We start from the raw sequence: 12,347 nt of genomic DNA on the forward strand, positions 1-12,347 counted from the left end.
TTTTATTAGTCAATTGATGGCCTATCAAATAAGAAACTTCATCTGGAAGGAGAAGGGCATAGAAATTAGTGAGATGGTGGCCATTCGTAGTATCGCGACAGAGATTTTACCGAAGCTATATGAAGAATGCATAAAAAAAGAGAAGGGATTGAAAGACTTTATCCATTTGACCACCGAGTTCCTGCTCAAGACGGCCCGGAAATCAAAGTCCACCAAAGGAACAGCCTTTCAACGCCTTCAATTCACGTAAAATATCCAAATATAACCAACTCACCTAGAGGGGTTTATTTTGATATGTCTAAAATACTTTTTCCCATTTTAACGATAAATGAAACCTATCATTTCTAATTATAAAATCATTTGATTAGATGTGTAGAAATCTTAAGTTGACAGCTATGGGCTACTCGACTCCCGTGGGATAGCGAGACAGACGAGAAACTGAGGCCAACACGATGTTGGTCACGAAGGCGTTGTCACAGGACGTGACGCACTTAGTCTTCGTTCCTCAGCGCAGGAAGCGGCTCGTCGCTCGCCCACAGGAAGCCTTGCTCTGCGCGAAAGCGAAGCGTCAGCGGCAAAGCGAGTAGCCTGGAACGGAAATCACCTTCATTTGACTTAGTAGTGTTCACAAAGAGTCCCTTGACCATTTAGTTTTTCAACACTATGAAAAATTCCTAGCTATTTATGAAAATGAATAACTAGGAATTTTTAAAAATATCTGTATTTTAAATATAATGAGTTGGTTTTTTATTTCCTCTTTCATAATTATCTCTTAGCATGTCTGTAAAGTCCTGAGCTAATTTGGCCAATGATTCAGCATCGACTGAAGGGAAGGAGGGGAGTATTTCAAACAGTTCAGGATCAAAGGAAATCTTTTTTCCCTTGTATGACCCCATAATAATTATTTTTATTAACCCTATTTCGCCTAATCTTTTATAATGCTCACTTGTTACCATGATATCTTTTTCAGCATGTAAGTTTAGCCATCTTCTTACTCGAAATTTATTGATGCAGTTCACTCCCTTTTCCACAGGAACATAGCACTAACGGGTTAAGAATAACCCACAATTAGGGAGATTTCCTATATTCCTTCAATTATTGAGGAATGTAAACCTGACCGTTAATTGTTAGCTTAGAAGCAGAGATAAGAATGTCTTCGTTCGCTTTAAAGTATGGATCTAAAATCGTATAGAAAGCGTCCCATTTGGCATCAATTTTTTCTTGATCTACCTTATCATCAAGGGCTATGATTTCCTCATAAAGCTGTTTTAATTGTTTTTGATCAGCCTCGCTCACTTCGAAAGCAAAGTCAGCCATGTATTCTTCAAATGTTTGTGGTGTATAGAAATCATCCATAATAGTATAAAATTCAGCCCATAGCTTTTCGGACAATTCTACATTTTCATCTTTTTCAGCCTTTTGAGCATCCACATAGATTGTTTTTAGCTTGGCTAATGTTTCAGCAGGAATATCTAATTCCGTGCCTTCCATATATTCTTCAAATGTTTGCGGTGGATAAAGTTTTTCTAAATAAGGTTGAAGAATTGTATAAAATTCTTCAAATTTTTCATTTGCCTTGTCCTCTTCAATACCAGCTTTTTCAAGCTTTACCCATTCATCATAAATTGCCATAAGCTGTTTTTGGTCCTCAGCTTCAATGACGATGTTTTTTTCACTAAATCCAAACTCTTCTACATACTCTTCAAAGGATTGAGGCTCCCAGTTAGCTAAGATGTAAGGCTTTGTGATTTTATACATATCCTCATAGATTTTAGTAATCTCATCGTATTTCTTTTCTACTGCTTCTGTAGATGTATCTTCAAGCACACTAGCTTCTTTTTGAAGTTTTTTAATCTCATTAAATAACTTTTCTAATTTTGCTAGTTCCTCAGCCGTGATTTCTTTTGGCAGATCTCTTTTATAAACTTCAAAAGTGTAGAAATCAGAATAACTGTCAACAATTGAACCTTCTACTGAGATTTCTTGTCCCTCTGTTAAATTTAATTTATCTAATTGTTCCTTAGAAAATTTATAGAAGCTAATAAAGTAATTCTTCCCATCTTTTCCTTTAAGATTGATCCCATCTCCATAATTATCTGTAATTGTTCCAATAATTTGCTGTTCCATTTGGACAGTAGCATTGTTGGGAGTTAGCACAGATGTAGCTCCTGCCTGAAGTGGTGTCATCACAGCTAATCCTAATGTTAATGCTGAGGCCATCATCCAAGTTTTTTTAAACGGTTTTTTCATCTTTGGTTGTCTCCTTTATGACTGAAATTATGTTTCCAATATCTATACGATTTACCAGCAAAAAGGTTCCGTTTTTTTCAAAAAGTGTGGTTTTTAATTGTTGTATAATAGTAATACTAGTGGTTCAAGAGATAACTTCCTTTTGAAGTGGAAAATTTAAGGATGTTAGGGGGGACGTTTTGGGAATTGCAGAAGTCTTAACAGTTGTTTTTATTGTGTTAAAGCTTACCGATGTTATTTCATGGTCTTGGTGGCTAGTATTATTGCCTGCCATTATATCGTTTAGCATTTACATAATTATATTGGTGATGAAGCTAATCATGGTAATTATTGCAGTAGTGGCTGTGAAAAATCGTAAAGAAGAAATTTGAACATGGCTAGGCAAGTATAGATAATGAATGAACGTAGTAGTTAAAAGCGGTATAAGGAAATGCCTGTGCTGATGTTTTGGTAGTGAACTGCATGGTAAACAAATAACCATGCAGCAATAGCAATGTGTTAGGAAGGCCAGCTAAGTAAATTACTGGTCTTTATTTTGATAGCTGATATGTTTTAACTGCTGGTGGAACATAAGCAGCGCATTTATCTAAAAGTGTCGCTACATTGTCATCAACTAGCAATGTATCACGATTATGTGCTTGTAAAAATTGCTCATTCTGCATATGGTCAAATAAAGCAATAAGTAAATCATAATATTGATGAATATTCAAAATGCCACATGGCTTTTGATGAAGACCAATTTGATTCCATGTAAATACTTCGAATAACTCTTCTAATGTACCCGGTCCACCAGGTAATGCGATAAAGCCATCAGCTAGCTCCATCATTTTGCTTTTTCGTTCATGCATCGTATTGACCACAATCAGCTCTGTTAAATGCTTATGAGAAATTTCTCGTTCTTCCAGTAGTGTAGGAATAACGCCAATGACCTTACCACCCTCCTGCAGTACTGTATCTGCTACTGTTCCCATGATTCCGACACTGGCTCCACCATAAATTAAGGTAATTTGACGCTTGGCTAATTCCTTACCAAGTTGAATAGCCCCTTCACGATAGGCCTCTGAAGCACCAATACTTGATCCACAAAATACTGCAATACTATTCATAATAGCTCCTCCAAATCACATTTGATTGTTTCATTCGTTTTAACAGGGAATATTTCAAAAAATAAAAAAGTAAAAATAATCTACCTGTAGTTCGCTCTATTCCAGTGAGAAAAATGTCCACTGATAGAAGCTTCATATTATAGTATAATTTAATTTTGTGAGGAAAGAAATGGAGGTCTGAAAAATGAAATTAAATGAATTTCAGCAATGGATAAAAGAATACTATGATGAGCGTGGATGGTCTGAATTGGATATTTTTACTCGCATTGGTTTTCTCGCTGAAGAAACAGGAGAAGTGGCAAGAGCTATTCGAGCCTTAGAAATTGGTAGAGACAGACCAGATGAAAAGGTTCAATCCTATGAAGAAAATAAACAAGAGTTAATAGAGGAGCTTGGAGATGTTTTAGGAAATGTTATTGTAATCGCTAATAAGTATGATATTTCCTTAGAAGAAATTTTCAACGCTCATCAAGATAAGTTAATGAAGCGTTACCAAGATTGAAAGGGGAATTATATGGACTATCAAGTGAAAATTTTACAAGAGAAGCATGATGATTTCACCAATTTTTTAAATGCCAAAATTCGCGAATATAATGATGAACATTCACTATACCATCAGGAAAGCCGACAAAAGGGTTCGATATGTCCATTAAATCTCATCGTCACTGACAATGAGCACCAATGGATTGGCGGCATTACGGCAGAGGTTTATTGGGGATGGGTAGAAATTAATAAGTTTTGGTTTAGTAAAGAATACCGTGGAAATGGTATTGGTGGACAGTTATTAGCCACAGCAGAAAAAACGGCTAAGGGAATGGGCGCAAAAAGAGCCTTGTTGACTACATATGAATTTCAAGCACGTACATTTTATGAGCAAAGAGGCTATCAGGTTGTTGGAGAAATAAAAGATTATTCGCCAGGTAGTAGCTATTACACAATGGTAAAATTACTTGATTAACACAAGGTAAGGCTGTCTATTTGTACGACAGCCTTATTTTAATTAATATCGCCTAAATAGATGGGTGATTTTTTTCCTCCAGCAAATTGTTGTAGACAAGGCACGAATTCCTTTGGATATATTCGATATTCCAAAAGACGTTCAATAGGTATCCACTCAATGCCAATTTGATGACAATCAGGATTTGTCGGAGATTGTGTTAGATTTTTTAAGTGACATAGAAAATAAAATTCGATTTGGTGTACATGACTATCGAATACTGCATGCTCGTGGTTTTTTCCGATATACTCACGAATAAAAAGAAGCTCTCCTATGGTAACTGAAAAGCCAATTTCTTCAATACATTCTCTTTTCAATGCTGTGTGAAATGTTTCTCCATGCTCTTGTCCACCCCCAGGGCAAAGATAGAAGATGCCATCTGTATCCTGATTTTTGGTTAGTAAAATTTTACCGTTTTCTATGATGATTGCTTTTATTGAATTTCTAATGGACATTGTTATACCCTCCTATGCATAAATGCTATAAAAATATTGCTGAAAGATGACTAAAAAAACGCTCGAATGTCCAACTTATAAAAAAGGGGAGATTTCGTGTGTATTCAATGTCAAATTTTAAATTACTTGTTGAGAAGCAAGCAGAGGTAGATACTATTTATCAGAATTGTGATGATTTAATACAGTCAACGGTTACGCTGAAAATGGACGAGGAAGTTAATAAATTGTTAGATGCTATGGATAAAAAATTAACGGAACAGGGCTTTACCATTACTAAGACATCCACTGGATTTATTGCTAAATACCAAGAGGCTGTTATCAATATTGATAAGCATTCGAAAAATCTGGAGGAGTGCTTATTCATTAATTTAAATAGTTATGCAGAGGATCAAGTTTCCATTGTTTTAGATATTACCCATTCCATGATGCCGAAGATTTCCAATAATCTTGATGGTTACTCAGAAATTATCGAGCAGATGACAGATAAATTAAAAAAAGCCAAAAGTCTTGAGAAAGCCTGTACGTCTCCGAAATTTATTTATAAAACGCAGGGTAATACGGTTTTTCAATCTGTTGAGGAGGTAGTGAATTACTATTTTCAGTAAACAGGAAAGCCACCCAAAAAGTATAGGGTGGCCTATAGTGGAAGTACTAATGCTTAAATATGCCCGCTACTATATTTAAACAATAAATTTTCTTCCGAATAATAACATAAGCAAGGTTAAAATCACGAAATATAGAGGCATTGTGAGCAAGGAGCCATTATGCAAGAAACTCATGCCAGACGTTATGAGACTCACCAGCAGGTAATAGCCTAGGCTGAAAATAGCACCTGCCGTTCCAATCACATCTTGAAAGCTGACAAGAGCTAAGCTTAAGCAATTAGGCAAAGCAATACCTGCGCCTAATAGCATAATAAAAATAGTACTTAATATGCTACTAAATAATACATGATTAGAGAATGGTAATATACTAACGATCAATTGTAAAAAGGCGCCAACGATCATTACATAGCAGCCAAGATGGATTACTTTTTCTGGCTTACAATTGATGACTAGTCTTTTAGAAATCATTGCCCCAATAATAGAGGCAAGTGCCACAAAAATTCCAAGAAATCCATAGAGACCTGGCGATATATGAAAGTGCTCCATAAAAATAAAAGGTGCCTCTGCATAGTAACTGAATAACACACCATTTATGCCACCAATCAACAAGCCAAAAACAAGCACTTTAGGAGATGAAAGAATGCGTTTCACAACTGGATAAATAGCGATTCTTTTTCTCGTTGTTAGATCTGTTGTTTCAGGCAGTCTCAAATAGGTGTAGATAAAAAGCAACATGCTCATTGCAACGAGCACAAAGAAGACGGCTCTAAAGCCGAGTGCCTGATCGACCCAGCCACCAATGAGTGGTCCCACTGCAGGGGTAAAGGCAATGACGGCAGAAATTTGTGCAAACATCGCATGTCTTCTATTGTCAGAAACACTTTCTCGTAAAATTGTTTGCGTAATAATGGAGCCGGTTGCTGCTCCAAAAGCTTGAATAAATCGACTAACCAATAGAAAAGCTATCGTCTCTGCGTAAAAACACATAATACAGCCAATTCCATAAAAAATTAAACCGCCTAACATTGCCGGTCTACGTCCAATAAAATCAGATAGCCATCCCCAACAAAACACACCTATTGCAAATCCAATAAAATAAATACTTAAAGTGAGCTGTACGGCACTATTTGTAGTATTCAATGCGTGCGAAATATCAGGAAGAGATGGAGAATAGATTGTCTCACTAATCTGTGGAAATGCCACAAGTACAATCATTAAAAGTAAAGATGGTGCTGCATGTTTTTTCAACTTATTGCCCTCCTACAAGCAAAATCTACTTTTTAAATAAAGAGTAGATAGAGTAGCTAGGGAAAAGGCGGGACCATTATTAGTATACGTTCATAGGATGTCATGTAGTTATCACCTTAATATGCTTGAAGTAGGAGTGCATAGTCTTATATAGTATAATTTAACTTTATTTATATAGCAATTGTTACTATAGTTATCAAATTAAAGAAGATGGTACTGTAGAGATAAAAGGAGGGATTATATGTTTCCCAATTTAGAGACAGAAAGACTTATTTTACGAGAGCTGACACAAGAAGATGCTAAAAGTATTTTTCACTGTTTTTCTCATGAGGAAGTGATACGGTATTATGGGCAGGAGCCTTTTACAGATTTTAAGCAAGCCGAAAAATTAATAATGCTTTTTTCAAAAAATTTCACTGAAAAAAGAGGGATACGTTGGGGCATAGAAAGAAAAGAAACGAAGGAAATCATCGGAACTGTTGGCTTCAATGTTTGGTCACCAACACATAAACGAGCAGAAATTGGCTATGAAATTCATCCAGATTATTGGCGAAGGGGGTATACATTAGAAGCGGTTACTAAGGTAATTTCTTATGGCTTTAAAGACATGGGGCTAACGAGAATAGGTGCTGTTGTTTTTATTGAAAATAAGGCCTCTAATCAATTGCTTACGAAAATAGGGTTTCAACAGGAAGGAATTCTTAGGGATTATATGTACCAAAATGGTAAGGCATACGATACATTTGCTTATTCGATCTTAAAGAATGAAGCTCATTATTTTAGTTAACACCATTTATTGGCTATTAATTAGTAATATTGTTGTAGTTTTGTAGATTCATTTTTCGGTTATAGTGCTAATAAGAAGCTAGGTTTTAGGAAAGAAAAAATAGGAACAGGTAAGGGGCTTTATACCGATGGAATTACAATACAGTACAACTTATTTTCAAAAGTTAGATTTGCTAGAAGGGCTATACTTAGGTCAGGCATCGTTAAGAGAAAAGATGCAGTCGAAAAATGGAAGCAATCGTTATAGGGAACGTTTTGAGCAAATAGAGGATGCCATTGTGAAGCTAAATAAAGAAATTAGAATATTAGAACGTTACATCATTCAGTCTGTAGATTCGGTTATACTTTGATCGTAACAAAATCAACTCATGCAAAATATTTTTGAATTGCATGGGTTTTTTATTGCGTAAATAGTAGCAGTTTAAGTAAATCATCTCGCTTGATAAGATTAACTTATTAAAAATGATAATTAACATTAATTTTTATTATGTTATGAACAAGTTTACAATAAAGGGAACAAGATTATCCATATAAATTTTGAAAAGAGTGATAAAGATGGGCATTGATTTTCACAATATGAACAATCAAACAGCGTATACAACTCGGCATGCTGATATCTCATGGATGGAAACCATTAAAAAACTTGTTCCGCTAATGAATATTTCTAGAGCTGCTGATATTGGGTGTGGCGGAGGAATTTATTCGAAGGCATTAGTAGAATTGGGTGCAGCTTCTGTCATCGGTGTAGATTTTTCTAAGGCAATGTTGGTGGGTGCAAGGGAAAATTGTAAGGATTATCATCATATTACATTTAAGCAGGGAAATGCACTGGATACAGGCTTAGACAACAACAGCTTTCAGGTAATTCTCGAACGAGCTTTAATTCATCATATCCAAGATTTAAAAGCTTGTTTTCAAGAGGCGTATCGAATACTAGAGGACGATGGTATCTATATTATCCAGGACCGTACACCAGAAGACTGTCTTTTAAAAGGTGATGCACGTCATATACGAGGATATTTCTTTGAGTATTTCCCTAAATTAAGGGAGCATGAAATAACGCGTAGATATAGTAGTGAAAAAATAATGGAAACACTAAAGGAAATTGGATTTAAGGAGATACAGGAAATAAAACTATGGGAAACGAGAAAAGTTTATGAGTACAAAGCACAATTACTCCAAGATATTAGGCTTAGAACAGGGAGAAGTATTTTACATGAGCTAGAAGAGGATGAGTTGCAGGAATTAGTGCAATATATAGATCAGTCATTGGACACTGACAGTGCGATAGTTGAAGAGGATAGATGGACCATTTGGAAAGCAGTGAAATAAAGAATAGTATTTTTAGGTTATAGTATCTATCAAGAGGATGTTTAAATCTGTTATTTTGTTGATTCTACGATTTTCTACTATCTTTGATTGTCTCTATCTTCATTCAGTAGAAGATTCTGAATGCGTTTTTGGCTCCTTTTCAATGGGGGCGAAATTGATAGAACTAAATAAGCTCTCGTTTTGCATATAAACGAGAGCTTTCACTATTAATCACCAGCTAGAGTGAGAAGGTAGTTGTCTCGATCCTTTTCATCCTGCATTTTATTATCAACCAGCATAGCTCCGTACCATACCTTTGTCATATCATTATCCACTAAAAATTGAATATTCACTTTCTTTTCCTTATTACTGATTGGACAATCTCCTTTAAACTCTACAACATTCTGTCCTTTTTGTGTTTCAAAATATACCCAATATGGATTTTTACAAGCATTTGCCAATCCAGATTCTAACGATTTTTGACTGTTTTCAAATGAATAGTTTTTAACGTATGTAATATATTCATTATCTGTAATGTCCTTTTGTGGACCATAAAAGTACCAAAATACCCCTAAAATCCCAATTGGCACAATCCACAATATATTCCTTTTGCTTAATTTCCTCATATTTGCATCCCCCTTTATTAGATTATTTTATCATTTTTATACTGATTTTTGCTAGCTTACAATAATATTTTCTAGTTTTTGTTTTATTGTCATAGCTAAAATGGATTGAGTCTAGGAAATGATATGCCTCAACTCTATCAGGGTGAGTGTCCAGTTTGCAGAAAGCTGTTCTTTTACTCCCATGAAAGAACGTAATAATCTTTCATTTTCTGTGGTGTAGCGATGATTTTATGCGACATGGATGGCTAACGGTGAATATAAATATTTTATTTAATTTTTAAAATTGGTTTGTTTACATTTCAAATGAGTCACTTTTTTTCTTACTGTATTATCAGCAAATTTGTTTAGAAATTGTTCAGAACGGTATGTTATTTTAGTAATGTAACATGACAAATGTTATTCATTGCGCAAAAAAGATTGGACTCAAATGATGTGAGATTTGAGTCTAATTTTTTTGTTTCTATAAGAATCATTTTTTAGATTTTTAACAAGAACTATACATCCCAGATTATTTAATATAGCAATTTGGCTATGTATTTCCAAGCATTTAATAGAGTCTGAACATTTTAGTTGTAACGAATAAACGTTTTTCGGCGGGGGGGAGGGATAAAATGGCTATAATCTATCAGTTTTCAAATAGAACATTTCGAGATATAACAAATGAAGGGGTAGTTGACGTAGAAAAAGTTGCAGCTGATTTTATTGGAAGCGTTGTAAAAGTCTACGAACGCAAAGGAACAATAATTGTACACATTGAAGATAAGAAGGCTAGTCATGCAAGTATTTCTAATGCTAATGGTCAAGTTAAGGAATGGGAAATTAGATATGCAATTGAACAGGTTTTAGAAAAAGAAATAAAAGATGTGCTTGTACATGTCAGTAGAACTGGAGTAATTCATGTATGCAATAAAGAGGACAATACTTTTATCAAATAGGATTACTGATTTTTTATAGTGAACCAAGTTAGACTTTTTTGGAGCAATTATGGCTCCAACTGAAATGTTAAATACATATTTGGCAATTGTAAAAGGCATTTGAGAATGGATTTCTTATTGCCTTTTCATATTGTTGAAAAACGATTATGTCAATAAAAATCCAGATGTGAAAAAGATTGCTCTTCCAAAATGAGGAGATAATCTTCATTCCAACTTCGTCCTTCCTATAGACATGCGATGAAAAATTAGGTTTTAACTAGAGTGGATATAGATTCTACCCTAATTCATTAAAGAAAAAAATTTTAATATGTTAGGAGTTTATTTTCTAATATATGCTTTTTTTGATATAATTTTCAGATAATATGAAAAGGCTATAAAGAATTTAAATTAGCATTTGTGGGTTGTATTATTTATTTAAATCGAAAAAACTCAACAGAAAATGTCCCGTTGAATATCGAATGGATTCTTATAAAAGTACAAATTTTTGAGGTCAGATCATAACAAAGGGATTCCTAAATAATAGCTACAGGGAATATCTAGCCATTCGTGAGGAGATGGGACAGATCATCAAGATGTTAATTGATTCAAAGATTTTGGAGGCAGGTAATTAGGAAGGGAAAAAAGGAGGAGTTTGCATTGCTTGAATGGACTAGTGATACATGGGGGAAGCTGATGGGACCATATGGCTCTGGTGAGAACGTGCCGACGCTGCTAAAGCAGTTGATGCAGGAGTATGACCAAGAAACGGCTGATGAGCTCTTTCAGGAATACTTGTTTCATCAAAATACGATTTATACAGTCACATATGCGGTTGTTCCTTATTTAGCCCAGATTGCTCGTTCAACGAAAGATCCGAAAGTGCAGCGAGAGCTGTTTATTACATGCGGTATCATCGAAGCGAGCCGTGACAAGAACGACTCTGCGCCATATCCTGCAGCTTGGGTGGAGCTCGCTGAGGATGTGGGTGCATCAATCTGTGAGGACATTTACAGTGGATATATAGAGGCAATACGTGATGTAGCGTCATTAGGAGAAGAGGTGCGTATTCATGCTGCCCGTTCTCCAGTTGATGATGTGGAGAAGCGTTATATTCTTGCCGCCGATGCAGCTTTTCGGGAATCGTACAAGGTGGCAAATATGCTGTTGACGTTTGTGTCGGGGGATGAGTACATTGCAGTGTGTCAAGAGTGCAAACAGGATGTATATTTATGGCCGAATGGAGAGGGTGAGTGCATACAGGCATTTGCACAAGACCCTGTGTTCGAAGAGGAACAAGAGGCTCATATAGTTATACCTGTGTCTAAATTTTCGGATGCGGATCAAGTGGTGTTGGCAGATCAAGTGACGGCGATTGGCGAACATGGACTGACCCGCGATTTGCCATATTTGGCTGGTGACACAAAATGTCCCTCATGCGGTATGCACCTACCAATTTGGCTAGCAATGCTGTCGATATTTGATTAATAAGCTTTAACAGTTTTGGCTAGATAATGGTTTACAAAAGGAGAGGGAATGCGTGGAGCATTCCTTTTTATGTTAACTTCCTACCAGGTCTTATTACCTAATAATTTCGCCATCACCACTGACATTAAAAAAGCCGACCCCATGCTTTTGTGCAAGTTCTTTCATAACGTTGAAGGCTTCATCTGCTACTGACCAAGCAAAAGCAGTATAAATAATAGCATAGCCAATACTATATTCAGTAAAACGACTCTCAAGCTCATCGTCCTCATCTTCATCCAGTAATTCCTCATCTGCCAAATTCATATCGGGAAATTGCTGAGTCATGTCATCATACCATTTTTGTAATGCTGTAGTTGTAAATGTCACTGTTTGATAATCATGTGGCTCTGTCCATTTTGTCTGTTCATCATACCATTTTAAAAAAGCTTCCTTATTGCTAGGTGCTTGCTCCGTGTCAAATACCATTAAGTCATAGCTCATTGCGTAATCTCCTTTTCTTTATGAAATTTAAATATAAGAACCTTTTTGCTGAAGAGGTAGAGGCAATTATTTAAGTCCAACTAC

Annotated in this window: 17 protein-coding genes; 10 read left to right on the forward strand and 7 right to left on the reverse strand. The window is 35.6% G+C overall.

The genetic code is table 11. The features are described 5' to 3' along the window. Positions 1-250, forward strand: a 250-nt coding sequence (locus tag AC3WOM_RS09110) for a hypothetical protein (protein WP_492446323.1), incomplete at its 5' end; no start/stop codon positions are given. A gap of 475 nt (positions 251-725) precedes the next feature. Here AC3WOM_RS09110 and AC3WOM_RS09115 read toward each other — a convergent pair. Continuing rightward, a complete protein-coding gene (locus AC3WOM_RS09115; protein ID WP_492446325.1) occupies positions 726-1,031 on the reverse strand; it encodes a hypothetical protein in 306 nt (101 codons plus the stop codon). A 64-nt stretch (positions 1,032-1,095) separates the two neighbouring features. Continuing rightward, on the reverse strand, positions 1,096-2,250 hold the full coding sequence (locus AC3WOM_RS09120; RefSeq protein WP_492446326.1) for a hypothetical protein: 1,155 nt from the start codon (positions 2,248-2,250) through the stop codon (positions 1,096-1,098). Between the two features lie 179 nt (positions 2,251-2,429). Between AC3WOM_RS09120 and AC3WOM_RS09125 the strand changes: the two genes are divergently transcribed. Beyond that, entirely contained in the window at positions 2,430-2,621 is a 192-nt protein-coding gene (locus tag AC3WOM_RS09125) for a transmembrane Fragile-X-F protein (protein WP_492446327.1), read from the forward strand. Between the two features lie 159 nt (positions 2,622-2,780). Here AC3WOM_RS09125 and AC3WOM_RS09130 read toward each other — a convergent pair whose 3' ends face one another. Next, a complete protein-coding gene (locus AC3WOM_RS09130; RefSeq protein WP_427538123.1) occupies positions 2,781-3,356 on the reverse strand; it encodes an LOG family protein in 576 nt (191 codons plus the stop codon). A 184-nt stretch (positions 3,357-3,540) separates the two neighbouring features. On the opposite strand from AC3WOM_RS09130, the gene AC3WOM_RS09135 reads away from it, so the two are divergent. Together AC3WOM_RS09135 and AC3WOM_RS09140 are read left to right on the forward strand one after the other, a co-directional pair. Beyond that, complete coding sequence (locus tag AC3WOM_RS09135) at positions 3,541-3,858, forward strand: MazG nucleotide pyrophosphohydrolase domain-containing protein (protein WP_427538126.1); 318 nt, start codon at positions 3,541-3,543, stop codon at positions 3,856-3,858. Positions 3,859-3,870: 12 nt separating this feature from the next. Then, complete coding sequence (locus AC3WOM_RS09140) at positions 3,871-4,314, forward strand: GNAT family N-acetyltransferase (RefSeq protein ID WP_492446328.1); 444 nt, start codon at positions 3,871-3,873, stop codon at positions 4,312-4,314. Between the two features lie 38 nt (positions 4,315-4,352). Here AC3WOM_RS09140 and AC3WOM_RS09145 read toward each other — a convergent pair whose 3' ends face one another. Continuing rightward, on the reverse strand, positions 4,353-4,808 hold the full coding sequence (locus AC3WOM_RS09145) for an NUDIX domain-containing protein (protein ID WP_492446329.1): 456 nt from the start codon (positions 4,806-4,808) through the stop codon (positions 4,353-4,355). Positions 4,809-4,915: 107 nt separating this feature from the next. On the opposite strand from AC3WOM_RS09145, the gene AC3WOM_RS09150 reads away from it, so the two are divergent. Next, positions 4,916-5,413 (forward strand): hypothetical protein, encoded by a 498-nt coding sequence (locus AC3WOM_RS09150; protein WP_492446432.1) that lies wholly within the window; start codon positions 4,916-4,918, stop codon positions 5,411-5,413. A gap of 75 nt (positions 5,414-5,488) precedes the next feature. On the opposite strand, the gene AC3WOM_RS09155 is transcribed toward AC3WOM_RS09150, so the two are convergent. After that, a complete protein-coding gene (locus tag AC3WOM_RS09155; protein WP_492446330.1) occupies positions 5,489-6,661 on the reverse strand; it encodes a multidrug effflux MFS transporter in 1,173 nt (390 codons plus the stop codon). Positions 6,662-6,902: 241 nt separating this feature from the next. Here AC3WOM_RS09155 and AC3WOM_RS09160 point away from each other — a divergent pair, with 241 nt between their 5' ends. The 3 genes from AC3WOM_RS09160 to AC3WOM_RS09170 all read left to right on the forward strand — a co-directional run bounded on the left by AC3WOM_RS09160 (position 6,903) and on the right by AC3WOM_RS09170 (position 8,779). After that, entirely contained in the window at positions 6,903-7,448 is a 546-nt protein-coding gene (locus AC3WOM_RS09160; protein WP_492446332.1) for a GNAT family N-acetyltransferase, read from the forward strand. Positions 7,449-7,575: 127 nt separating this feature from the next. Further along, positions 7,576-7,797 carry a hypothetical protein gene (locus tag AC3WOM_RS09165; protein ID WP_492446333.1) on the forward strand — a complete coding sequence of 74 codons (222 nt, stop codon included), beginning with the start codon at positions 7,576-7,578 and terminating at the stop codon, positions 7,795-7,797. A gap of 205 nt (positions 7,798-8,002) precedes the next feature. Beyond that, a complete protein-coding gene (locus tag AC3WOM_RS09170) occupies positions 8,003-8,779 on the forward strand; it encodes a class I SAM-dependent methyltransferase (protein WP_492446335.1) in 777 nt (258 codons plus the stop codon). A 206-nt stretch (positions 8,780-8,985) separates the two neighbouring features. Here the strand turns inward: AC3WOM_RS09170 and AC3WOM_RS09175 are convergent, their stop codons facing one another. Continuing rightward, on the reverse strand, positions 8,986-9,384 hold the full coding sequence (locus AC3WOM_RS09175) for a glucosamine 6-phosphate synthetase (RefSeq protein ID WP_492446337.1): 399 nt from the start codon (positions 9,382-9,384) through the stop codon (positions 8,986-8,988). Between the two features lie 611 nt (positions 9,385-9,995). Between AC3WOM_RS09175 and AC3WOM_RS09180 the strand changes: the two genes are divergently transcribed. Both AC3WOM_RS09180 and AC3WOM_RS09185 read left to right on the forward strand, forming a co-directional pair. Beyond that, on the forward strand, positions 9,996-10,319 hold the full coding sequence (locus AC3WOM_RS09180; protein WP_427538147.1) for a DUF1827 family protein: 324 nt from the start codon (positions 9,996-9,998) through the stop codon (positions 10,317-10,319). A gap of 636 nt (positions 10,320-10,955) precedes the next feature. Then, complete coding sequence (locus AC3WOM_RS09185; RefSeq protein WP_492446338.1) at positions 10,956-11,783, forward strand: hypothetical protein; 828 nt, start codon at positions 10,956-10,958, stop codon at positions 11,781-11,783. A 93-nt stretch (positions 11,784-11,876) separates the two neighbouring features. On the opposite strand, the gene AC3WOM_RS09190 is transcribed toward AC3WOM_RS09185, so the two are convergent. Beyond that, complete coding sequence (locus tag AC3WOM_RS09190; protein WP_492446340.1) at positions 11,877-12,263, reverse strand: hypothetical protein; 387 nt, start codon at positions 12,261-12,263, stop codon at positions 11,877-11,879. Between the last annotated feature and the right edge of the window lie 84 nt (positions 12,264-12,347).

This window comes from Lysinibacillus sp. FW301-JW8 (genome assembly GCF_058788755.1).

Excerpts from the sequence above, each read along its gene's own strand:
- AC3WOM_RS09120 (WP_492446326.1), bottom strand. The coding sequence starts at position 2,250 with ATGAAAAAACCGTTTAAAAAAACTTGGATGATGGCCTCAGCATTAACA.
- AC3WOM_RS09130 (WP_427538123.1), bottom strand. The coding sequence starts at position 3,356 with ATGAATAGTATTGCAGTATTTTGTGGATCAAGTATTGGTGCTTCAGAG.
- AC3WOM_RS09135 (WP_427538126.1), top strand. The coding sequence starts at position 3,541 with ATGAAATTAAATGAATTTCAGCAATGGATAAAAGAATACTATGATGAG.
- AC3WOM_RS09140 (WP_492446328.1), top strand. The coding sequence starts at position 3,871 with ATGGACTATCAAGTGAAAATTTTACAAGAGAAGCATGATGATTTCACC.
- AC3WOM_RS09145 (WP_492446329.1), bottom strand. The coding sequence starts at position 4,808 with ATGTCCATTAGAAATTCAATAAAAGCAATCATCATAGAAAACGGTAAA.
- AC3WOM_RS09150 (WP_492446432.1), top strand. The coding sequence starts at position 4,916 with ATGTCAAATTTTAAATTACTTGTTGAGAAGCAAGCAGAGGTAGATACT.
- AC3WOM_RS09160 (WP_492446332.1), top strand. The coding sequence starts at position 6,903 with ATGTTTCCCAATTTAGAGACAGAAAGACTTATTTTACGAGAGCTGACA.
- AC3WOM_RS09165 (WP_492446333.1), top strand. The coding sequence starts at position 7,576 with ATGGAATTACAATACAGTACAACTTATTTTCAAAAGTTAGATTTGCTA.
- AC3WOM_RS09170 (WP_492446335.1), top strand. The coding sequence starts at position 8,003 with ATGGGCATTGATTTTCACAATATGAACAATCAAACAGCGTATACAACT.
- AC3WOM_RS09175 (WP_492446337.1), bottom strand. The coding sequence starts at position 9,384 with ATGAGGAAATTAAGCAAAAGGAATATATTGTGGATTGTGCCAATTGGG.
- AC3WOM_RS09180 (WP_427538147.1), top strand. The coding sequence starts at position 9,996 with ATGGCTATAATCTATCAGTTTTCAAATAGAACATTTCGAGATATAACA.
- AC3WOM_RS09190 (WP_492446340.1), bottom strand. The coding sequence starts at position 12,263 with ATGAGCTATGACTTAATGGTATTTGACACGGAGCAAGCACCTAGCAAT.